Source organism: Siccirubricoccus phaeus (assembly GCF_008360935.1).
Classification (GTDB): domain Bacteria; phylum Pseudomonadota; class Alphaproteobacteria; order Acetobacterales; family Acetobacteraceae; genus Siccirubricoccus; species Siccirubricoccus phaeus.
The window spans coordinates 220107-241702 of sequence record NZ_SRXO01000009.1 but is presented as its reverse complement, the minus strand read 5'-3'; the positions used below and the strand labels follow the sequence as shown (position 1 = coordinate 241702).

Below are 21596 nucleotides of genomic sequence, written 5' to 3'. Positions count from 1 at the left end.
TTGACCGGGCCAGGGCCTTTCTGGAACATATAGAGAACTAACATGACCCAGCCATGATCCCACCCAGCCATGATCCCCCTGCATGATCCCTCTGCATGATCCCTCTGGCCGCCCCTGCCCCCGAGATCGACCGCCCCCCCATCGACCGCCCCGCCGTGCTGGCGGCGCTGCGCGCGCGCCTGGCAAGGCTGGACCGCAGCGCCCCGGCGGGCGAGGCGGTGCCGCTCTGCCCCGCCATCGACCAGGCCCTGCCCTGGGGCGGCCTGGCCCGCGCCGCGCTGCATGAGGTGCTGGCCGCCGAGCCCGGCGCCGCCGCCGGCTTCTGCGCCCTGCTGCTGGCCCGCAGCCGGGGCAGCGTGCTCTGGATCGCGCCCGAGCCGGATGCCTGGCCCCCTGGCCTCGCCCGCTTCGGCCTCTCGCCCGCCGAGCTGGTGCTGGTGCAGGCGCGGCGGCAGGTGGACGGGCTCTGGGCGATGGAGGAGGCGCTGCGCTGCCCGGGCGTCGCCGGCGCCCTGCTGGCCCTGCCCGGGGAGGTGGATCTGACCGCCGCCCGGCGCTTGCAATTGGCTGCCGAGGCGGGGGGCGGGCTCGGCCTGCTGCTGCGCCCGGATGCGGCGGAGGCGGCCGCCTCCGTCGCCCTGACCCGCTGGCGCGTCGGCGCCCTGGCCGGGGCGGGCGGGGCGCATGACCTTGGCGACCCGCGCTGGTCGCTGGAGCTGCTGCGCTGCCGTGGCGGCCGGCCGCGACGCTGGGAGGTGACCTGGCGTCCCGCCGCGGAGCGGCTGGATGAAGATGCCGCGGAGCGGCTGGATACCGAGGATGACGCGGAGCGGCTGGAGGAAGACGCGGCCGAGCGGCTCGATACCGGGGATGGCGCGGAGCGGGCGGATATGGATGACGTGACGGCGGCAGGTGGGCCGGCACGGCCCGCCCGGCTGCGGCCGCCCGGCGCCCAGGTCGCGCCGCGGCATAGGCCTGACGCTGCGCCGCGGCATGGGCCTGACGCCGCGCCGCGCGCGCCGCGGCGGGCCGCCCGATGAGGCGGCGCTTCTGCCGGCCGCCGAAGCTCGGCGGCGTTCCCTCAATTTCGGCCGGCCCGGCGCCGCGGCCTGAAGCCGGCGCCGCACCGGAGGGCAGGCGGCGCATCGCCGCCATCCACCTGCCCTGGGCGAAGACCGAGCGCCGCCGCCTCACCGGCGCCGCGGCGATCTGGACCACGGAGGGGCCGCGCCGCCTGCTGGCCGCCGTCACGCCGGAAGCCGCCGCCGCCGGGCTGCACCCCGGCCAGGCCCTGGCCGATGCGCAGGCCATCCTGCCCGATCTTGCCTTGCACTCGGACGAGCCGGAGGCGGAGGCCGCCTGGCTGCGCCGCCTCGGCCTCTGGGCGCTGCGCTTCACCCCGCTGCCGGCGCTGGACCCGCCCGACGGGCTGTTGCTGGAGATCACCGGCGTGGCGCATCTGCATGGCGGGGAGGCGGGGCTGCAGGCCGCCCTCGCCGCCCGCTTCGCCCGCGCCGGCCTGACTGCACAGGTGGCCATCGCCGGCACGGCGGAGGCGGCCGCGGCGCTGGCCCGCAATGGCGGCGCGCCGCCCGTGCCGCCGGGCGGGGAGGCCGCGGCGATCGCCCCTCTGCCCCTCGCCGCGCTGCGCCTGCCGGAAGAAGCGATCGCCACCTTCCACCGCCTCGGCCTGCGGCGGCTGGGGGAGGTGCTGCGCCAGCCGCGCGCGCCGCTCGCCCGCCGCTTCGGCCCGGCGGTGATGGGGCTGCTGGATGCCGCGACCGGCGCCCGCCCCCGCCCCCTGCAACCCCTGCAGCCGCCGCCGGACTGCGAGGCGGCCGAGGAATTCCTCGAACCCCTGGTGACGCGGGAGGCGATCGACGCGGCGCTCGACCGGCTGCTGGCAGCGCTCTGCGCCCGGCTGGAGGCGGCGGGGCTGGGCGCCCGCCGGCTGGTGCTGCGGGGTTTCCGGGTGGATGGCGCGGTGCAGGAGATTCCGGTCGGCACCGGCCTGCCCTCCCGCGCGCCGCGGCATTTCGCGCGGCTGTTCCGGGAGAGGCTGGAAAAGCTGGAGCCCGGCTTCGGCTTCGACCGGCTGGCGCTGGAAGCCTGGCGCACCGCCCCGCTGGCAGCGACCCAGGGGGCGCTGCCCGGCAAGGCAGGCCCGGGCCCGGAGCAGCGCGCCGAGGCGCTGGCGGAGCTGCTGGACCGGCTCTCCCAGCGCCTGCCGGTCTGGCGCCTGGCGCCGCAGGCCAGCCATTGGCCGGAGCGGGAGGTGGTGCGCGTCGGCCCCTTCGACCCGGTGGCGATCCCGCCCGGCTGGCCGAGCCCCGGCCGCCCGATCCGCCTGCTGCGCCGGCCGGTGGAGCTTTCCGCCATCGCCGTGATGCCGGATGCGCCCCCTTCCCTGCTGCGGGCCGGGCGGCTGAGCTGGCGGGTGCTGCGGGCGGAAGGGCCGGAGCGCATCACGCCGGAATGGTGGCGGGACGGGCCGGAGCGGCTGTTCCGCGACTATTACCGGGTGGAGCTGGCGGGGGGCGCCCGGCTCTGGGTCTGCCGCGCCGGGCCGGCGGGGCCGGGGATGCGGTGGTGGCTGCATGGGCGCTTTGCTTAGCGGCGGTGTCGAGGAAGGGCGTCGCGCCGTAAGGCGCGCCTTACGGCGCGACCCTTCCTCGAACTCCATCCCGCAAAGGGCCGAAGGGCCCTTTGAACCCTTGAATTTTGGAGCCGACGGTCGAGACGCAAAACGCAAGGGTCCCAAGGGCCCTTCGGCCTTTGGCGAGGGGGGTTGGACGCACTGCGTCCAACGAGGGGAGCAGAGCTCCTCCCCAACACCGCCATGACAGGGTTCGCCGAACTCGCCGCCCTCTCCAATTTCACCTTCCTCGAAGGTGCGTCCCATCCCTGGGAGCTGGTGGCACAGGCGCAGGCGCTCGGCCACACCGCCCTCGGCATCGCCGACCGCAACAGCTTTGCCGGCCTGGTCCGCGGCATGGTGGCAGCCGGGGAGAAGGAGTTGCGCTTCCTCCCCGGCGTCCGGCTCGGTCCGGTGGAGGGCTATGAATACCTCGCCTGGCCCAGCGACCGCGCCGCCTATGGCCGCCTCTCCCACCTCCTCTCCACCGCCCGGATGAACGCCCCGAAAGGCGAATGCCCCCTTTCCCGGGACGCCGTGATCGAAGCCGCCGCCGGCCAGGTGATGGCGCTGCTCCCGCCGCCGCAGCCGGATGCGGCGTTCGCCGCCCGCCTCGCCCGGGATGCCGCGGCGCTGCGCCCCCGCCTCGCCTTGCCGCTGTTCTGCGCCGCGCAGCACCGCGCCCACGGCGATGACCGCAAGCTGCTGGACCGGCTGGCTGCCATGGCGGGCGCGGCCGGCGCGCCGCTGCTCGCCGCCGGCGGCACGCGCTACCACCATCCGGACCGCAGGCGCCTGGCGGATGTGGTCACCGCCATCCGCCTCGGCACCACCGTGGACGCGCTGGGCTATGCGGCGGAGCGCAATGCCGAAGCGCATCTGAAGCCGGAAGCCGAGATGCGCCGCCTCTTCGCCGGGCATGAGGAGGCGATCGCGGCGACGCAGCGCGTGCTCGCCGCCTGCCACTTCTCGCTCGCCGACCTCGCCTACGAGTATCCGGAGGAGATCCTGGAGCCCGGCCTCACCGCGCAGCAGACGCTGGAGCGCCGCGTGGCGGAGGCAGCCGCGACGAAATGGCAGGAAGGCGTACCGGAGAAGGTGCAGCAGCAGCTCGCCTACGAGCTCTCGCTGATCGGCCGCATGGGCTATGCGCCCTATTTCCTGACGGTGCAGGAGATCGTCCGCTTCGCGCAAACCAAGGAGATCCTCTGCCAGGGCCGCGGCTCGGCGGCGAATTCCGCGGTCTGCTACGTGCTTGGCATCACTGCCGTGCCGCCCGACAAGCACGAGCTGCTGTTCGACCGCTTCATCTCCGAGAGCCGCAACGAGCCGCCCGATATCGATGTGGATTTCGAGCATGAGCGGCGCGAGGAGGTGATCCAGCACATCTATGAGCGCTATGGCCGCGACCGTGCCGCCCTGGCCGCCACGCTGATCCGCTACCGCGACCGCAGCGCGATCCGCGAGGTCGGCAAGGCCATGGGGCTGTCCGAGGACGTCACCGGGCAGTTGGCGAAATCCATCTGGCATGCGGGCCGGGAAGGCCTTGCCGCCATCGCTGCCGGGCATGGGCTGCAGGCGGAGGATCGACGCCTCGCCTTGGCCTTCGAGCTGGCGGAGGAGCTGATCGGCTTTCCCCGCCATCTCTCCACCCATGTCGGCGGCTTCGTCATCACCCGCGGCAGGCTGACGGAACTCGCCATCGTCAGCCGCGCGGCGATGGATGGCCGCCACACCATCGAATGGGACAAGGACGATATCGAGGCGCTGCGCATCCTGAAGGTGGATGTGCTCGGTCTCGGCATGCTCACCTGCCTGCGCCGCGGCTTCGAATTGGTGGCAAAGCATGGTGGTCCGGCGCTGACGCTGCACAACGTGAAGCAAGACGACAAGGCAACCTACGAGATGCTGCGTCGCGCCGATTCCATCGGCGTCTTCCAGGTGGAAAGCCGGGCGCAGATGAACATGCTGCCGCGGCTGCGCCCCAGCGAATTCTACGACCTGGTCATCGAGGTCGCGATCGTCCGCCCAGGCCCAATCCAGGGCGACATGGTCCACCCCTATCTGCGGCGGAAGAACAACGAAGAGGAGCCGACCTATCCCTCGGAGGAGCTGCGCGCCGTTCTGAAAAGAACGCTCGGCGTACCGCTCTTCCAGGAACAGGCGATGCAGATCGCCATCACCGGCGCCGGCTTCTCCCGCGCCAGGGCGGATGAGCTGCGCCGGGCCATGGCAACCTTCCGCAATGACGGCACCGTCTCGCGCTTCCGCCAGGAATTCGTCGAGGGCATGGTGAAGAAGGGTTACGACCGAGCCTTCGCCGAACGCTGCTTCCGCCAGATCGAGGGCTTCGGCGAGTACGGCTTCCCGGAAAGCCACGCCGCGTCCTTCGCCCAGCTCGTCTACACCTCCGCCTGGCTGAAATGCCATCACCACGCCGCCTTCACCTGCGCCCTGCTGAACAGCCAGCCCATGGGCTTCTACGCGCCGGCGCAGCTCATCCGCGATGCGCAGGAGCATGCGGTGGAGGTGCGCCCGGTGGATGTCCTGGCCAGCGACCGGGAGTGCACGCTGGAGCCGGATGAGCGAGGCGGGCTGGCGCTCCGCCTCGGCCTGCGGCTGGTGGAAGGGCTGGGAAGCGAGGCGGCGGAGCGGATCATGCAGACGCGGCCGGCCTGGGCGCCGGTGCCCGTGGCCGCCAATGCGCAGGAGGGTGCCGCCGCCGCGGCACGGATCGCGCAGCTTCACCCGGCTCAGGCGCCGGAGGATGCGGCCGCCGATATGCAGGAGGATGCCGCCACGGCAGTGCGACACATGGCTCCCTCTTCGGCGCAAACGCCGAAGCCAGACGCAGCCGCTCCCCGGGAAAGCGTCGCGGCGGCCCCCCTTGCATGGGCGCCGGACCCCGTCGCCGGTACGCAGGAAGGTGCCGCCACGGCAGAACGGGTCAGGGCAGCCCATCCGGCTCGGCCGCCGGAGCCTGCAAATCCCGATATGCCGCAGGGCGTCTCCGACGCATCACAGCGCCACCGAACCGGCCCCCAGGCCCTCGCCGCGCTGATCCACCACGCCAGGCTCGACCGCCGCGCGGTGGAGGCGCTGGCGGCGGCGGATGCCTTCCGCTCCCTCGGCCTCGACCGCCGCGCCGCGCTGTGGGAGGCGGCGGCCGTCGCCGCCCCTGCCCCCCTGCAGGGGGAATTGCTGGAACCCCCCGCCGCCCTGCCCGCCGCGACGGCCGGAGAAACCGTGGTGCTGGACTACACCAGCACCGGCTTCAGCCTGCGGCACCACCCGCTGGCGCTGCTCCGGCCGCAGCTCAGCGCGGCGCGGCTGGCCGATACCCGCGCCCTCGCCACGGCGAAGCGCGGCGCCTGGCTGCGCCTGCCCGGCCTGGTGCTGGTGCGGCAGCGCCCCGGCAGCGCCAAGGGGGTGGTGTTCTTCACCGTGGAGGATGAATTCGGCACGGCCAACCTCGTCCTCTACGACAGCCGGGTGCGGCAATACCGCGCCGCCGTGGTCGCCGCCCGGCTGGTGGTGGCGGAAGGCAGGGTGGAGCGGCATGCGGCGGAGGTGCCGATCATCCACCTCATCGTCCACCGGCTGCTGGACCGCTCGGCGCTGCTGGACGGGCTTGCGGCGCTGGAGGCGCCGGCGGCGCAGCCCTGGCGCCACCGCCTCGCCCCTGCCGATGGGGTGGTGCGCCCCGATCTGCGGGGCGAGCCCAGCGGCCCCACCGTGAAGCTGCCGCCGAGCCGGGATTTCCGCTGACCCGGCCCGGGCCGCCCGCCCCCCGGATTTCCGGGATGCGCCGCCGCCCCGCCGGCGCTACACCCCAGGCGCCCTATCCTGGCACCCCCCTGGCCGGACGAGTCGCCGCATGTCCTTTTCCTTCCCTATCCTCCCCGAGGGCCATCTGCTGGCGATCGAGGGTCTGGAGCCGCCGCATATCGGCGCCCTGCTCGACCTGGCCGAGAACTATGCGCTGCTGAACCGGTCCGGCAAGACGCAGCGGGACCTGCTGAAGGGGCGGACGCTGATCAACCTTTTCTTCGAGGATTCCACCCGCACCCGGACAAGTTTCGAGCTCGCCGGCAAGCGGCTCGGGGCGGATGTCATCAACATGTCCGTCTCCACCTCCTCGGTGAACAAGGGGGAGACGCTGATCGACACGGCGCAGACGCTGAACGCCATGCATTGCGACCTGCTGGTGGTACGCCATGCGCAATCCGGCGCGCCGGCGCTGCTGGCGCAGAAGGTTTCCGCCAGCGTCATCAACGCCGGCGACGGCACGCATGAGCACCCGACCCAGGCGCTGCTGGACGCGCTGACCATCCGCCGCCGCAAGGGTAGGCTGGAAGGGCTGACGGTCGCGATCTGCGGCGACGTGCTGCACAGCCGGGTGGCGCGCAGCAACATCCACCTGCTGACGGCGATGAATTGCCGCGTCCGCGTCATCGGCCCGCCGACGCTGATCCCGGCGGAGGCGGCGCGCCTCGGCGTCGAGGTGTTCCACGACATGCAGGCCGGCCTCGCCGGCGCCGATGTGGTGATGATGCTGCGGCTGCAGAAGGAACGCATGACCGGCGGCCTCATCCCCTCCTCCCGCGAATTCTTCCGCTTCTACGGGCTGGACCGGGAGAAGCTGGCCTGGGCGAAGCCGGATGCCATCGTCATGCATCCTGGGCCGATGAATCGCGGCATCGAGATCGACAGCGCCATCGCCGACGACCCGGAGCGCAGCGTGATCGGCGAGCAGGTGGAAATGGGCGTCGCTTGCCGCATGGCGGTGCTGGACGTGCTGGCGCGGGACCTCAGGCGGAATGTCTGACGCGTAGCAGGGCGGCCATCACGGGGCCAAGGCAGCCAGGCGCTGGCTGTGGCGAGCCGTCGCGCCAGCGCCATCGGCGAGCGGATCCAAAGCGCGCCTGCTCGTTGCCCTGGCCCTGGCCGCCGCGGCCTGCGCCGCCTTCGCCTTTGCCCTGCTCGATTCCGCCCTCCCGCAGACGGCGCCGGCCTGGCCCGGAATCCTGCTGTTCCGGGTCAGCATGGCCGGCGTATTCGCCTATCCTATCCTGCTCCTGTTCGGCTTCCGGCATCTCGTGCTCGGTGATTTCCCGCTCGCGGCCCTCGGCCTGGAACTGCACCTCGCCACCTACGCCATCTGCCTGTCCTTCCTGACGGTCTGGATCGCACCGGAGAGGCTGGAAATACTGACCCACGCCATCGCCATCTCCGTCGAATTGCTGCTGATCCTGGCGATCCGCCGATGGCGACGCATGCCCGGGCCATGGCTCGCGCCCTGCCTCGCTCTTGTCGTCGGTGGCGGACTCTGGGTCGGACTCCTTCTTTGGTCGGAGCGGATGCCCTCACATATCACCGCCGCGGCGGCGGCCGGGGCGGAGGGGCAGCCCTGGTGCATCCCGGCTGCCGGCCGCCGCGCCACCAGCCCGCGGGACCTGACCGCCCTGGCGGTCTACGACCGTCCCCAATTCCCGCTCGACCGGAACTTCCACGCGCTCCTGGCCGTCGGCGGCCCCGGAGCGCGCCGCTACTATAACTGGTCCTTCAGGCGCGACGGCTTCGAGGTCATTTCAGCCGATGCGCTGGCCACTCTCGACGTCTTCCAGGGACGCGGCCCCGCCTTCGATCCCTGCCCGGTTCCCGCCCGTGGCGGCGAATCGGCCCCACCCCTATAAGCACAGCCCATGTCCGATCTGCTGATCCGCAATGCCCGCCTGCTGGACCCCGCTAGCGGGCTTGATGCACCAGCTTCGCTGCTGATCCAGGACGGCCTGATCGCCGCGCTGGGGGCGGATGTGACGGCGCCGGAAGGCACCCCCGCGCTCGACGCCACCGGCCTCTGCCTTGCCCCCGGCCTCGTCGATCTCCGCGCCGATATCGGCGAGCCTGGCCATGAGCATCGCGAGACCATCGCCGCCGCCGCCCTTGCCGCCGCCGCCGGCGGCATCACCACCATCTGCGCCCTGCCGGATACCGACCCGGCGCTGGACGACCCGGCCCTGGTGCAATTCGTGCTGCGCAAGGGGGAGGCGACGGGCGGCCTCACCCTCCTCCCCTATGGCGCCGCCACCAAGGGCTGCGAGGGCCGCGAGATCGCCGAATACGGCCTGCTGCGGGAGGCCGGCGCCATCGCCTTCACCGATGGCAGGCGGGCCATCGGCAATGCCCGCACCATGCGCCTGGCGCTGTCCTATGCCCGCGCCTTCGGCAGCTTCGTCGTGCAGCACCCGGAGGAGCCGAGCCTCGCCGCCGGCGGCGCCGCGACGGAGGGCGAGCTGGCGACCCGCCTCGGCCTGCCCGGCATCCCCCCCGCCGCCGAGAGCATGCTGGTGCAGCGGGACATCGCCCTGGCCCGCCTCACCGGCGGCCATGTGCATTTCGCCCATGTCTCCACCGGCGCGGCGCTGGCGCTGATCCGCGCGGCGAAGGCGGAGGGCCTCCGCGTCACCTGCGACACCGCCCCGCCCTATTTCGACCTGAACGAGACGGCGATCGGCGATTACCGCACCTATGCCAAGCTCTCCCCCCCGCTGCGGCCGGAGGCGGACCGCCAGGCCGTGGTGGCGGCGCTGAAGGACGGCACCATCGACGCCATCGCCTCCGACCACCAGCCGCGCGACGCCGATGACAAGCGCCTGCCCTTCGCCCAGGCGGAGGCCGGCGGGGCCGGCCTTGCCACCCTGCTCGGCATCACCCTGGCGCGCGTCCATGGCGGCGACCTGCCCCTGCTGGAGGCGCTGTCGCTGCTGACGGTGAAGCCGGCCACGCTGCTCGGCCTGCCGGTGGGGCGGCTGGCCAAGGGGGCGGCGGCCGATCTGGTGCTGTTCGACCTCGAGCGCGGCTGGCAGGTGAAGGCGGGGCAGCTTCCCGGCAAGGCGCAGAACTCGCCCTTCGACGGCCGCGCCCTGGAAGGCCGCGTGGTCGGCACCTGGAAATCCGGGCGGCGGGTCTTCGGCTGAGATGGACGCGCTCTCCTCCACCCTGCCGACGCTGCTGGCCGGCTACCTGCTGGGCAGCATCCCCTTCGGCCTGCTGCTGACCCGGCTCGCCGGCCTGGGCGATTTGCGGCAGATCGGCTCCGGCAATATCGGCGCCACCAATGTGCTGCGCACCGGCCATAAGGGGCTGGCGGCGGCGACGCTGCTGCTGGATCTGCTGAAGGGCGTGGCGGCGGTGCTGCTCGGCAATCTCGGCGGGCCCTTCGGCCTGCTGGGCGGGGCGGGCGGCGCGGAACCGTCCCATCTCGGCCTGGTCGGCGGCTTCGGCGCCATGCTGGGCCACGCCTTCCCCATCTGGCTGGGCTTCAAGGGCGGCAAGGGCGTGGCGACCGGCGGCGGGGTGCTGCTGGCCGGGGCCTGGTGGCTCGGCCTCGGCAGCGCGCTGGTCTGGCTGGCGACGGCGGCACTGACCCGCATTTCCTCGGCCGGCGCCATCGCCGCCTGCGCCGCGGCGCCGCTGATCGCCCTGGCGGCGGGGCGCCTGGACCTGGCGCTGTTCAGCACCGGCATCGCGGCGCTGGTGATCTACCGGCACAAGGCGAATATCCGCCGCCTGCTGGCGGGGACGGAGCCGAGGATCGGGCGGCAGGGGTAATGGAAGCGAAGCCCCCGCTTGCCTGCGCCCGCCGCCCCTGCTAGCACTTCCGGCATGCGCGAGACCCCTCGACCCACCCGATTTTGGCGCCGCTGGTACAGACCGGCGGCCTGAGGACCTCGCGCAGATCGAGACCACCACAAGCCGCCAGCCTCTGGCGGCTTTCGTGTTTCCGCACCCTTGCTGCCAGTGCGCGTGACGGCCCTCTCAACAGGAGCCTGACATGCAACGCAGCGAGTTCGATTTCGACGTGGTGGGCGGCCCGTCCCTGCCGCCCCTCATCCGCCCTGGCATCCACCCCTTGCCCGCCCCGTCGGCGCCGCCTGCGGAAGAGCCCTCGCTTGACCGGAAACCTGACCGGGCGGAAAGTCCGCAGCAATGATTCTGCTGATCGACAACTACGACAGCTTTACCTTCAATCTCTATCACTTCCTGGGTGACCTTGGAGTGGAGATCGAGGTCAGGCGCAATGATGCGCTGACGAGCCAGGAGGCGCTCGCCCTCCGGCCCGAGGCGATTCTGCTCTCCCCCGGCCCCTGCACCCCGAACGAGGCCGGCATCTGCCTGCCGCTGATCGGCGCCGCCGCCGCGGCAGGGGTGCCGCTGATGGGGGTCTGCCTCGGCCATCAGGCCATCGGCCAGGCCTTCGGCGGCACCGTCATCCGCGCGCCGGCGCCGGTGCATGGCAAGGTCTGGGACGTGCATCACCGCAACACGGACCTCTTCGCCGGCCTGCCCAGCCCCTTCCGCGCCACCCGCTACCATTCCCTGGTGGTGCGGCGGGACGACCTGCCGCCGGAGCTGGAAGCCACCGCCTGGACGGAGGACGGGCTCATCATGGGCCTTGCCCACCGCAGCAAGCCGGTCTGGGGCGTGCAATTCCATCCGGAGAGCATCGCTTCCCAGCACGGGCATGACCTGCTGCGGAATTTCCTGGCCCTCGCCAAGGTCAAGCTGCCCCAAGCCATGGAGCCGGCGTGAACAGCCTGAAGCCGGTCCTCGCCCGCCTCGCCGCCGGCGAGCACCTGGCGGAAAGCGAGGCGGAGGCCGCCTTCGGCATCATCATGGCGGGCGAGGCCACCCCGGCCCAGATTGCCGGCCTGCTGATGGCCATGCGCGTCAGAGGGGAGACGGTGGCGGAGCTGACCGGCGCCGTCCGCGCCATGCGCGCCCGGATGACCGCCATCGAGGCGCCGCCCGGCACCATGGACATCGTCGGCACCGGCGGCGACGGCTCGGGCAGCCTCAACATCTCCACCGCCACCGGGCTGGTGGTGGCGGGGTGCGGGGTGCCGGTCGCCAAGCACGGCAACCGGGCGCTCTCCTCCCGATCCGGGGCGGCGGATGCGCTGGCCGCCCTCGGCGTCAATCTGGACGTGAAGCTGGAGCGGCTGGAGGAGGTGCTGGCCACCGCCGGCATGGTCTTCCTCATGGCCCCGCGGCACCATGCCTCCATGCGCCACGCCGCGGGGCCGCGGGTGGAGCTGGGCACGCGGACCATCTTCAACCTGCTCGGCCCGCTGGCGAATCCGGCGCGGGTGACGCGGCAGCTCACCGGCGCCTTCAGCCCCGCCTGGCTGCGGCCGATGGCGGAGACGCTGGGCCGCCTCGGTACCGAGCGCGCCTGGATGGTGCATGGCCAGGGGCTGGACGAGATCGCCCTCTGCGGCGAGACCCAGGTGGCGGCGCTGGAGGACGGCGCCATCCGCGAATTCACCGTCGCCCCGGAAGACGCCGGGCTGGAACGCGCCCCGCCCGAGGCGATCCGCGGCGGCGAACCGGCGGAGAACGCGGCGGCCCTCCTCGCGTTGCTGGGCGGTGCCCGCGGCCCCTATCGTGACATCGTGCTGCTCAACGCCGCCGCCGCCCTCATCGTCGCCGGCCGGACAGAGAGCCTCCGCGCCGGCGCGGCGCTGGCCGCTGAAGCCATCGACAGCGGCGCGGCCGCCGCCGTCCTGGGCCGATTGAAGGACGCCACCGCCCCATGAATGCCCCCAACCTCGCCCTGCCGGAGCTTGCGGTGCCCGACACCCTGGCCCGGATCCTCGCCGACAAATATGAGGAGGTGCGCCAGCGCGCCGCCGCCCAGCCGCAATCGGAGCTGGAGCGGGCAGCGCGGGACGCCCCCCCGCCGCGCGACTTCATCCGCGCCCTCTGCGGCGCCGTCGCCGATGGGCGGGTGGGGCTGATCGCCGAGATCAAGCGCGCCTCGCCTTCCGGCGGGCTGATCCGCGACCCCTTCGACCCACCCGCTTTGGCCCGGGCCTATGCGGAAGGCGGGGCCACCTGCCTCTCCGTCCTGACCGACGCGCCCTATTTCCAGGGCGCGCCGGAGGATCTGAAGGCTGCCCGGGCCGCCTGCGAGCTGCCGGTGCTGCGCAAGGATTTCATGGTGCATCCCTGGCAGGTCTATGAGGCGCGGGCGATGGGCGCCGATTGCATCCTGCTCATCATGGCGGCGCTGGCCGATGTCCAGGCGGAGGAGCTGGAGGATCTGGCCCATAGCCTGGACATGGCCGTGCTGGTCGAGGTGCATGACGAGCGGGAGCTGGAACGGGCGCTGGGGCTGAACAGCCGGCTGATCGGCATCAACAACCGCAATCTCAAGACCTTGAAGACCGATATTGCGACGACGGAGAAGCTGGCGCCGCTGGTGCCGGCGGACCGCATCCCGGTGGCGGAAAGCGGCATCCGCACGCCCGAGGATGTGCGGCGCATGTCGGTGGCCGGGGCGCGCTGCATCCTGGTGGGCGAGCACCTGATGCGGCAGCAGGATGTGACGGCGGCGGCGAAGGCCCTGGTGCACGCGCTGTGAGCCGCCCCGTATCCCCGGCGGGGGACGCTGCTCATAGGCGTTTACCTTGGAAAAACAGGTGAAGAAGCAGCGCGGTAAGAACGGGGGCTCTGCCCCCGTACCCCCGCTGGGGAGGCAAGCGCCTCCCCAGACCCCGGCCTGAGTCGGCCGATTCGAACGTCGAGGCCGTGAAGCCGGGCGGCCAGGAGGCAACCGGCGCCGACGGGCGCCTAACCTTCAATGTCGTATATGCGTCATTAGGTATCAGCCCGGCTGATCGGCCCCATCATCGCTTTGCGTTGGCCCGTTGCGCGCCCGGCGCGGCAGGCTGGGCCATGCCCTATATCCTCTACGGCGACCACCGCTCCGGCTCCGCCATCATCGAGCTCGCCCTGGCCGAGATCGGCGAGGCGGCCGAGCTGCGCCCGGTGCCGCTGGCCAGCGATGCGCAGCTCGCGGCCGAGTATCGCCGGGTGAACCCCATGGGCCGGGTGCCGACGCTGATCCTGCCGGAGGGCACGGTGGTGACCGAAAGCACCGCCATCCTGCTGACCTTGGAGGGGCGGCACCCGGCAGCGGCGCTGCTGCCGCCCGGCGAGGATCCCGGCCGCGCCGTCGCGCTGCGCTGGATGATGCTGGCGGCGAGCGAGATCTACCCCTGCGTCACCCGCTACGACTACCCGGAGCGCTTCGGCGAGGCGCCGGATTCGATCCGCACGCGGGCAGTGGAGATGGCGCGGGAGATCTGGCGGCTGATCGAGGCCGGTATCGCCCCCGCCCCCTTCCTGTTCGGCGCGCAGCCCAGCCTGGCCGATCTCTATCTGGCCGTGCTCTCCCGCTGGATGGGCAATGAGGCCTGGATGCCGGAGCATTGCCCGAAGCTGCAGGGCCTGGCCCGGGCGGTGGCGACGCGGCCGAAGCTGGCAGCGGCCTGGGCCCGGCATTTCGACCTGCCGCACTGAAGGAAAGTCCCGGATGTCCAGGAAGCTCTTCGTCAACCTGCCGGTGACCGATCTCGGCCGCTCCAGGCGCTTCTATGAAGCCCTCGGCTTCCACTTCGATCCGCAATTCACCGACGACGCCGCGGCCTGCATGGTCATCAGCGAGCACAATTACGCCATGCTGCTGACGCATGAGAAATTCCGCCTCTTCACCCCGAAGCCCATCGCCGATGCCAAGGCGAGCAGCCAGGTGCTGGTGGCGCTGAGCTGCGAGGACCGGGCGGCGGTGGATGCGATGGTGGCGAAGGCGGTCGCCGCCGGCGGCAGCGTGCCCCGGCCGGCGGAGGATCATGGCTTCATGTACGGCCATGCCTTCGAGGACCCGGACGGGCATATCTGGGAGCCCTTCTGGATGGCGCCGGAGGCGGCGGCGCAAGCCTGACCCTTGCCTGCGGCCGCCATTCGCCGCAGGGTCGGGGCCTTCGTCCTGACTGGAAGCGTTACGCCATGGTCCATGCCCCCGCCCGGCCGCCCGCCGGCGCCCCGCCGGTCCGCATCAACCTCTATTCGGACACCCAGACCCGTCCGACCGCGGCCATGAAGGAGGCCATGCTGCGCGCCGAGGTCGGCGACGAGCAGCATGGCGACGACCCGACCGTGCATGCGCTGTGCGACCGCATGGCGGCGCTGATGGGCAAGGAGGCGGCGATCTACCTGCCCTCCGGCACCATGTGCAACGTCGTCGCCATCCTCACCCATTGCGGCAAGGGCGATGAGGTGGTGGCGCATGAGACGGCGCATATCCTGTTCTCGGAAGGCGGCGCGCATGCCGCCTTCACTGGCGTGCAGATCATGGGGCTGAAGGGCGAAGGCGGGATGTTCACCGCCGATGATGTCCGCGCCAATATCCGCCCGAAGACCCGCTACACCCCGCCGCAGCGCCTGCTGGAGGTGGAGCAGACGGCGAATATCGGCGGCGGCAAGGTCTGGCCCCTGGCCCAGCTCAACGAAGTGGCGGCGGTGGCGCATGAGCAGGGCTGGTCCACCCATATGGATGGCGCGCGGCTGATGAATGCCTGCGTCGCCGCCGGCGTGGCGCCGAAGGATATGGTGGCGAGCTACGATTCGGTCTGGCTGGATTTCACCAAGGGGCTGGGCGCGCCGCTCGGGGCGGTGCTGTGCGGAACGGAGGAGTTCATCGGCCAGGCCTGGCGCTGGAAGCAGCGGCTGGGCGGTTCCATGCGCCAGGCCGGCATCTGCGCCGCCGCCTGCCTCCATGCGCTGGACCATCATGTGGAGCGGCTGGCCGAGGACCACGCCAATGCCAAGGCGCTGGCCCGCGGGCTGCGGCAGATCCCGGGCGTGGTGGTGGAGGAGCCGGAGACCAACCTGGTCTTCTTCGACGTGAAGGGCGCCGGCTGCGATGTGCCCACCCTGCAGCGGCGGCTGGCCATGCAGGGCGTCTCGGTCAGCGGCCTCGGCGGGCGGGTGCGCGCCTGCCTGCATCTCGACGTGACGGCGCCGATGGTCGAGGAGGCGGTGGGGCTGATCCGCGAGGCGCTGGCCGCCTGATGGACAACACGGCGCGGATGCTGCGTGGCGCCCGCGCCGAGACCTCCGGCCGGCAGGCGGAAGACGTGGCCGCGGCGGCGCTGGCGCGGGAGGGTTGGGTCGTGCTCGGCCAGCGCATCCGCACCCCGGCGGGCGAGCTGGATCTGGTGGCGGAGCGCGAGGGCCTGCTCGCCTTCATCGAGGTGAAGGCGCGGCCGCGCCTGGCCGAGGCGGCCCTCGCCCTGCGCCCGCGCCAGCGCACCCGGCTGCTGGCGGCGGCGGAGTGCTGGCTGGCCGCCAACCCAGGCCATGGCGCCGCCGGCATGCGCTTCGACCTGCTGCTGGTGGATGTGGCGGGGGAGGTCCGTCGCATCGCGGACGCCTTCCGCATCGGCGATCCCTGAGCGCCCTCGCGTCAGCGAAGCCCTTTCAAAGGCTTCGACAGCGTCGAAGGCCGCCATTGCCCCGGGCCGCGGTGCCGGAACGCTGTCAAGGATGCCGCGTAGCGGCACCGCGCTTCGCGCGGCCATGTCCTTGACAGCGTTCCGGTACCGTGGCGTGTGCGAGGGGCAATCGATAGGGTCCCGGATGAGCGGGGGGCGGTGGGGCGCCGGCTTTGCCGGGCCGCGGGGGTCGGGGAGCACCCCCACCCCAACCTTCCCCCGCCAGCGGGGGAGGGAGCAGAGGCGCAGCGGCGGAAGCGAAGGGAGGAACGCTCCGCCGCCCGCGCCTTCAGTATTTCCGCAGCAGCCCGACCAGGCGGCCCTGCACCTTCACCCGGTCCGGGCCAAAGATGCGGGTCTCGTAGCGCGGATTGGCCGCTTCCAGCGCAATGGAATTGCCGCGCCGGCGCAGCCGCTTCAGCGTCACCTCATTGTCGTCCACCAGCGCCACCACGATGGCGCCGTTCTCCGCCGTCTCGCCGCGGCGGATGACGACGGTGTCGCCATCCAGGATGCCGGCCTCGATCATCGAATCGCCGGCGACCTCCAGCGCGTAATGCTCGCCATTGGTGAGCATGGTGGCCGGCACCTCCACCGCATTGCCGGCATCGCGCAGCGCCTCGATCGGCAGGCCGGCGGCGATCCTGCCGTAGAGCGGGAGCTGCACCGCCGCCGCCTCGTTCGCCGCCTTCTGCACGCCGGGCAGGTTCGGGGCGAAGCGGCCGGTGATGACGTTGGGCGCGAAGCTCGGCCCGGCGGCGCCGGCCGCCCCGGCGGAAGCGGCTTCCGGCCGGCGCGGCGCCATGTTCTCCGGCAGCCGCAGCACCTCCAGCGCCCGCGCCCGGTGCGCCCGGCGCTTCAGGAAGCCGCGCTCCTCCAGCGCCGTGATCAGGCGATGGATGCCGGATTTGGATTTCAGCTTCAGCGCGTCCTTCATCTCCTCGAAGGACGGGGAGAAGCCGGTGGTGCGCAGATGCTTGTCGATGAAGATCAGCAGCTCGTGCTGCTTGCGGGTCAACACGTCATCCCCCTTCCGCCAGCGGGCTGGCCACCCCGTTCGCAGTCTGGCGAACAAAGCAGCAACCGGCCTCCGCGTTCTAGGAAGGTTCCTCGCGTCGGGTCAATGGGTTTTCCACAGAAAGCCATGTGTTTTCCACAGGCAACGGTCGGTCATCCGCCGGCGGGCCCCAGGGGCATGGGATTTGCCCGCTGGCATGCCCGGACGCCAAGGGGTTTAGAGCCCTCGCCCTCTGGCACGCCCGGCGCCATGGGGTTGGGGTCTTCGCCCTCCGACGCGCCCGGCGCCAGGGGGCCGGGACCTTTGCCCTCCTCTGGCACGCCCGGCGCCATGGGTCCGGGCCTTCGGCCTCCGGTCCACTCGGCGCCTTGGGGCTAGGCCTTTGCCCTCCGGCGCGCCCGGTGCCGTGGGATCGGGCCCTCGCTCCCTGGCGCGCCCAGCGCCACGGGGCCGGGCCTCCGGTACCCGGCGCATGGGTCGGACCTCCGGCGTCCACGGGCCGGGCCTTCGCCCTCCGACGCATTTGGCGCCATGAGGCCAAGCCTTCCCCGCCATCCGCCGCCGCTCCAGCCCGGCTTCGCCGAGGGAGCGGCCGACCCCTGCACCCGCGACCACAAGCCCCGACGCGCCCATCTACACCCAATCTTCTACCGGCGGTCCAATCCGCCAGGCTCGGCGGGCCCGCCGCTCCGGCTCACGCCTGGGGCCACTCATATCCCCAGCTCGCCCAGCGGGATGACCTCTACCGCCGCCCCCGCTTCCAGCGCCGGGGCGTGCGGGGCACGCAGAATCAGCCCTTCCGCCCGCGCCAGGGTCTTCAGCATGGAACTGTCCTGCACCGGGAAAGGCGTCGCCACCAGCGCGCCATCCGCGGCGGTTTCCAGCCGGGCGCGCAGATGGTCGAAGCGCCGGTCATTCGCCGCCAGCGCCGCCCCGGCCCGGGCCGGCACGGTGCGGGGCGGCCCGGCCTCGCCCCCGGCCAGCCGGGCCAAAGCGGGCAGCAGGAATTGCACGGCGCAGACCAGGGCGGAGACGGGGTTGCCCGGCAGGCCGAGCACCGGCGTCGGGCCCAGCATGCCCCAGATCAGCGGCTTTCCCGGCCGCATGGCGATCTGCCAGAAATCCAGGGTGAAGCCCTCCGGCCCCAGCGCCGCCTGGACCAGGTCATGGTCGCCGACGCTGGCGCCGCCCGTCGTCACCAGCAGGTCGCAGGCGCGGGCGGCGCGGGCGGCCTCGGCAATGGTGCTGGTGTCGTCCGGCGCGATGGGCAGCACCAGCGGGTCGCCGCCCCCGGCCCGCACCAGCGCCGCCAGCGCATGGGCGTTGGAGGAGACGATGCCGCCGGGCGGGATCGGCTCGCCGGGCAGGGCGATCTCGTCGCCGGTCGCCAGGATGCCGATGCGCGGCGCGCGATGTACCGTCAGCCAGGGGTGGTTGGCGGCGGCGGCCAGGCCGATATCCCGCGCCGTCAGCCGGCGGCCGGCGGGGAGCAGTTCCTCGCCCAAGGCGAAATCCAGGCCCTGGCGGCGGACCCAGCGGCCCGGCCTCACCGTCTCGTTCACCCGCACGCGGCCGCCCTCCGGCGTCGCATCCTCCTGCAGCAGGATGGCGTCCGCCCCGGGCGGGATGAAGCCGCCGGTGAAGATCCGCACCGCCTCCCCGGGGCCGACGGCACCGTCGAAGGGGTGGCCGGCCGGGGCGGTGCCGGTGACGGCCAGGCTCGCCCCTGCCACCGCATCCGCGGCGCGCACCGCGTAGCCATCCATGGCGGAGACATCGGCCGGCGGCTGGGTCAGCCGGGCCAGCACCGGCCCGGCCAGCACCCGGCCCCAGGCGGCGGGCAGCGGCACCGTCTCGGCCGGGGTCGGGGCCAGGCTGGCCAGGATGCGGGCGCGGGCGTCTTCAACCGAAATCATCGCTCTGCCTCGCAGGAATCCGATCTGCCGCTGGATATAGGAATATAGGAGAGGCGTCTTGGACCCGAATCATCACCCTGCCTCGCAGGGACCCGACCTGCCGCCGGATGGGAGAGGCGTCTTCGACCAAGGTCATCACTCCGCCTCATAGCTACCGGATTTGCCGCCGGATTTATGGGCCAGCCTTACACTTTCGATGCGCATGCCGCGATCCACCGCCTTCACCATGTCGTAGACCGTCAGCGCCGCCACGGTGACGGCGGTCAGCGCCTCCATCTCGACGCCCGTCCGGCCCCGCAGCTTCACCAGCGCCTCGATCTCCACCGCATCCGGCGGGGCCGGGGTGAGGTCCACGGTGACCTTCGAGAGCATGAGCGGGTGGCAGAGCGGGATCAGGTCGCTGGTGCGCTTGGCCGCCATGATGCCGGCCAGCCGCGCGACGCCGAGCACATCCCCCTTGGCGGCGGTCCCGGACTGGATCAGGGCCAGCGTCTCCGGCGCCATGACGACACGCCCCCTGGCCACCGCCACCCGCTCGGTTTCCGGCTTGGCGGAGACATCCACCATGGCGGCACGGCCGGCCTCGTCGAAATGGGTCAGCTTCGGCATGGGGTCCCTTCCGGTTGGGGCGCGGGGTCTCCCGTCGCGCCGGCAGCTTGACCCGCCGGGTTGGAAACTCAAGCCCGCCAGGGCCCGGCGGCCCATTCTGGGCGGGCCCGGGCGCCGGGTCAGGCGGCAAGGCCGCCTCGCGGCGGAGCTCCCCCTCAACGCCCCGTTTCCATGGCGCCCCCGCCATGCTAGCGCGCCCCGCCATTTCGCAGGGACCGCCGCATGCGCCGCCTGGGCAGTTTTCTTTCCGACGCCTGGGCGCTGGCCGCCCCTTACTGGCGCAGCGAGGAGCGCTGGCGCGCCCGCTTTTTCCTCGGGATCGTCATCGTGCTCAACCTGGCCCTGGTCGCGATGAACGTCCTGCTCAGCTACTGGAACCGGGAATTCTTCAACACCCTGCAGACCAAGGATGCCGACGCCTTCTGGGCCCTGCTGTTCTGGTGGCGGGATACGGAGAGCGGCCCGATGCCGGGCTTCATCTTCATCGCCGTCCTCTATATCCTGGTCGCGGTCTATGCCCTCTACCTCCGCCAGGCGCTGCAGATCCGCTGGCGCGCCTGGATGACGCGGGAGCTGCTGGACCGCTGGCTGGAGGACCGGGCCTATTACCGCGTCGCCCTGACCGACGCCGCGACGGACAACCCGGACCAGCGCATCGCCGAGGATCTCCGCCTCTTCGTCGATGCCAGCCTGACGCTCGGTCTCGGCCTGATGCGCTCGGTGGTGACGCTGTTCAGCTTCATCCTGGTGCTCTGGGCGCTGTCCGGCTCGGTCACCGTCTTCGGCCTCCGGATCCCGGGCTACATGGTGTGGATCGCGCTGCTCTATGCGGTGCTCGGCACCGTGCTGGCGCATCTCATCGGCCGGCCGCTGATCGGGCTGAATTACCAGCAGGAACGGGTGGAGGCGGATTTCCGCTTCGCCCTGATGCGCTTCCGGGAGAATGTCGAGGGCATCGCCCTCTATCGCGGCGAGGCGGGGGAGAAGCGCCGCCTGGGCGAACGCTTCCAGGCGCTGATGGATAATTGGTGGGCCATCATGGTCGCCACCAAGCGGCTGACCTTCTTCACCGCCGGCTATGCCCAGGTGGCGATCGTCTTCCCCTTCGTCGTCGCCGCGCCGCGCTTCTTCAACGGCGCCATCCCGCTGGGCGGCCTCACCCAGACCGCCAGCGCCTTCGGCGATGTGCAGGGCGCGCTCTCCTGGATCGTGGACAATTACGCCGGCCTCACCGAATGGCGGGCGACGGTGCTCCGCCTCACCGGCTTCCGCACCGCCATCGCCGCCGCCCTGGCGGCAGGCAATGGCGTGGCGGCGCGGGCGGAGGCACGGCCGGATCTGGCGCTGGACCACGTCACCCTGACCTTGCCGGATGGCAGGGTGCTGCTGCGGGACGCCTCGGCGCGGATCGGCCCGGGCGAGTCCGTGCTGATCGCCGGCCCCTCCGGCGCCGGCAAATCCACCCTGTTCCGCGCCCTGGCGGGCATCTGGCCCTTCGGCACCGGCCAGGTGCGGGTGCCCGAAGGGGCCAGCGTGCTGTTCCTGCCGCAGCGCCCCTACCTGCCGCTCGGCACGCTGCGCCGCGCCTTGTGCTACCCCCGGGATGCGGCCGAGTTCACCGCGGCGGAGGTGGCGGCGGCGCTGGAGGAGGCCGGGCTTGGCCATCTTGCCGACCGGCTGGACGAGGAGGGCGCCTGGGACCGCCAGCTTTCCGGTGGGGAGCAGCAGCGCGTGGCGCTGGCCCGCGCCCTGCTGGTGAAGCCGGACTGGCTGTTCCTGGACGAGGCGACGGCCAGCCTCGATCCGGAGGCGGAGGCGGAATTCTACACCCTGCTGCAACAGAAGCTGCCTGGCACGACGCTGGTTTCCATCGCCCATCGCCCGGCCGTCGCCGAGTACCACGGCCGGGCGCTGCGCTTCCGGGACGGCAAGCTGAGCGAGGGCTGACCTCCCGCAGGACGAACTTCTTCAAATTTGCACGGAAAGCAGAGAAAAAGGATCGGGATGCTCTCCCCGCGGCGTGGGTGGGGGGGGGTTAGAGGCCAGCACACACCGGGGGCCCGGGGACGGGGAGG

Annotated in this window: 19 protein-coding genes; 16 read left to right on the top strand and 3 right to left on the bottom strand. The window is 72.2% G+C overall.

Annotated elements, in window-relative coordinates; translation table 11 throughout:
- Nucleotides 1–95: 95 nt before the first annotated feature.
- The 15 genes from E5N76_RS14990 to E5N76_RS14925 all read left to right on the top strand — a co-directional run bounded on the left by E5N76_RS14990 (nucleotide 96) and on the right by E5N76_RS14925 (nucleotide 15939).
- Nucleotides 96–1040 (top strand): ImuA family protein, encoded by a 945-nt coding sequence (locus E5N76_RS14990; protein WP_149538118.1) that lies wholly within the window; start codon nucleotides 96–98, stop codon nucleotides 1038–1040.
- Nucleotides 1037–2614, top strand: a complete 1578-nt coding sequence (locus E5N76_RS14985) for a Y-family DNA polymerase (protein WP_149538117.1) — start codon at nucleotides 1037–1039, stop codon at nucleotides 2612–2614. Before E5N76_RS14990 ends, E5N76_RS14985 begins: the two co-directional genes overlap by 4 nt.
- Before the next feature lie 225 nt (nucleotides 2615–2839).
- Nucleotides 2840–6403 (top strand): error-prone DNA polymerase, encoded by a 3564-nt coding sequence (locus E5N76_RS14980; protein WP_149538116.1) that lies wholly within the window; start codon nucleotides 2840–2842, stop codon nucleotides 6401–6403.
- A gap of 109 nt (nucleotides 6404–6512) precedes the next feature.
- Entirely contained in the window at nucleotides 6513–7463 is a 951-nt protein-coding gene (locus E5N76_RS14975) for an aspartate carbamoyltransferase catalytic subunit (RefSeq protein WP_149538115.1), read from the top strand.
- 217 nt (nucleotides 7464–7680) lie between these two features.
- Entirely contained in the window at nucleotides 7681–8331 is a 651-nt protein-coding gene (locus E5N76_RS14970; RefSeq protein WP_149538114.1) for a hypothetical protein, read from the top strand.
- A 9-nt stretch (nucleotides 8332–8340) separates the two neighbouring features.
- Nucleotides 8341–9615: a dihydroorotase gene (locus E5N76_RS14965; protein ID WP_149538113.1), complete on the top strand. Its 1275-nt coding sequence runs from the start codon at nucleotides 8341–8343 to the stop codon at nucleotides 9613–9615.
- A gap of 1 nt (nucleotide 9616) precedes the next feature.
- Entirely contained in the window at nucleotides 9617–10249 is a 633-nt protein-coding gene (plsY, locus tag E5N76_RS14960) for a glycerol-3-phosphate 1-O-acyltransferase PlsY (protein ID WP_149538112.1), read from the top strand.
- A 223-nt stretch (nucleotides 10250–10472) separates the two neighbouring features.
- Nucleotides 10473–10631 carry a hypothetical protein gene (locus E5N76_RS29525; protein ID WP_187830180.1) on the top strand — a complete coding sequence of 53 codons (159 nt, stop codon included), beginning with the start codon at nucleotides 10473–10475 and terminating at the stop codon, nucleotides 10629–10631.
- Nucleotides 10628–11230: an anthranilate synthase component II gene (locus tag E5N76_RS14955; protein ID WP_149538111.1), complete on the top strand. Its 603-nt coding sequence runs from the start codon at nucleotides 10628–10630 to the stop codon at nucleotides 11228–11230. The genes E5N76_RS29525 and E5N76_RS14955 overlap by 4 nt, the downstream gene beginning before the upstream one ends.
- On the top strand, nucleotides 11227–12237 hold the full coding sequence (trpD, locus tag E5N76_RS14950; protein WP_149538110.1) for an anthranilate phosphoribosyltransferase: 1011 nt from the start codon (nucleotides 11227–11229) through the stop codon (nucleotides 12235–12237). The genes E5N76_RS14955 and trpD overlap by 4 nt, the downstream gene beginning before the upstream one ends.
- The gene (trpC, locus tag E5N76_RS14945) at nucleotides 12234–13064 is read left to right on the top strand and encodes an indole-3-glycerol phosphate synthase TrpC (RefSeq protein ID WP_149538109.1); all 831 of its coding nucleotides are present in this window, start codon (nucleotides 12234–12236) and stop codon (nucleotides 13062–13064) included. The genes trpD and trpC overlap by 4 nt, the downstream gene beginning before the upstream one ends.
- Nucleotides 13065–13378: 314 nt before the next feature.
- The gene (locus tag E5N76_RS14940; protein WP_149538108.1) at nucleotides 13379–14005 is read left to right on the top strand and encodes a glutathione S-transferase family protein; all 627 of its coding nucleotides are present in this window, start codon (nucleotides 13379–13381) and stop codon (nucleotides 14003–14005) included.
- A 13-nt stretch (nucleotides 14006–14018) separates the two neighbouring features.
- Entirely contained in the window at nucleotides 14019–14426 is a 408-nt protein-coding gene (locus E5N76_RS14935; RefSeq protein WP_149538107.1) for a VOC family protein, read from the top strand.
- Between the two features lie 65 nt (nucleotides 14427–14491).
- Nucleotides 14492–15556, top strand: coding sequence for a threonine aldolase family protein (locus tag E5N76_RS14930; RefSeq protein WP_149538106.1), 1065 nt, complete (start codon nucleotides 14492–14494; stop codon nucleotides 15554–15556).
- Entirely contained in the window at nucleotides 15556–15939 is a 384-nt protein-coding gene (locus tag E5N76_RS14925) for a YraN family protein (RefSeq protein ID WP_149538105.1), read from the top strand. Before E5N76_RS14930 ends, E5N76_RS14925 begins: the two co-directional genes overlap by 1 nt.
- Nucleotides 15940–16267: 328 nt before the next feature.
- Here the strand turns inward: E5N76_RS14925 and lexA are convergent, their stop codons facing one another.
- From lexA to moaC, 3 genes are all read right to left on the bottom strand, one after another.
- The gene (lexA, locus tag E5N76_RS14920; protein WP_149538104.1) at nucleotides 16268–16999 is read right to left on the bottom strand and encodes a transcriptional repressor LexA; all 732 of its coding nucleotides are present in this window, start codon (nucleotides 16997–16999) and stop codon (nucleotides 16268–16270) included.
- A gap of 707 nt (nucleotides 17000–17706) precedes the next feature.
- The gene (locus E5N76_RS14910; protein WP_149538102.1) at nucleotides 17707–18912 is read right to left on the bottom strand and encodes a molybdopterin molybdotransferase MoeA; all 1206 of its coding nucleotides are present in this window, start codon (nucleotides 18910–18912) and stop codon (nucleotides 17707–17709) included.
- Nucleotides 18913–19047: 135 nt separating this feature from the next.
- Nucleotides 19048–19521 (bottom strand): cyclic pyranopterin monophosphate synthase MoaC, encoded by a 474-nt coding sequence (gene moaC, locus E5N76_RS14905; protein WP_149538101.1) that lies wholly within the window; start codon nucleotides 19519–19521, stop codon nucleotides 19048–19050.
- 222 nt (nucleotides 19522–19743) lie between these two features.
- Here moaC and E5N76_RS14900 point away from each other — a divergent pair, with 222 nt between their 5' ends.
- Nucleotides 19744–21468, top strand: coding sequence for an ABC transporter ATP-binding protein/permease (locus E5N76_RS14900; RefSeq protein WP_149538100.1), 1725 nt, complete (start codon nucleotides 19744–19746; stop codon nucleotides 21466–21468).
- Nucleotides 21469–21596: the final 128 nt, after the last annotated feature.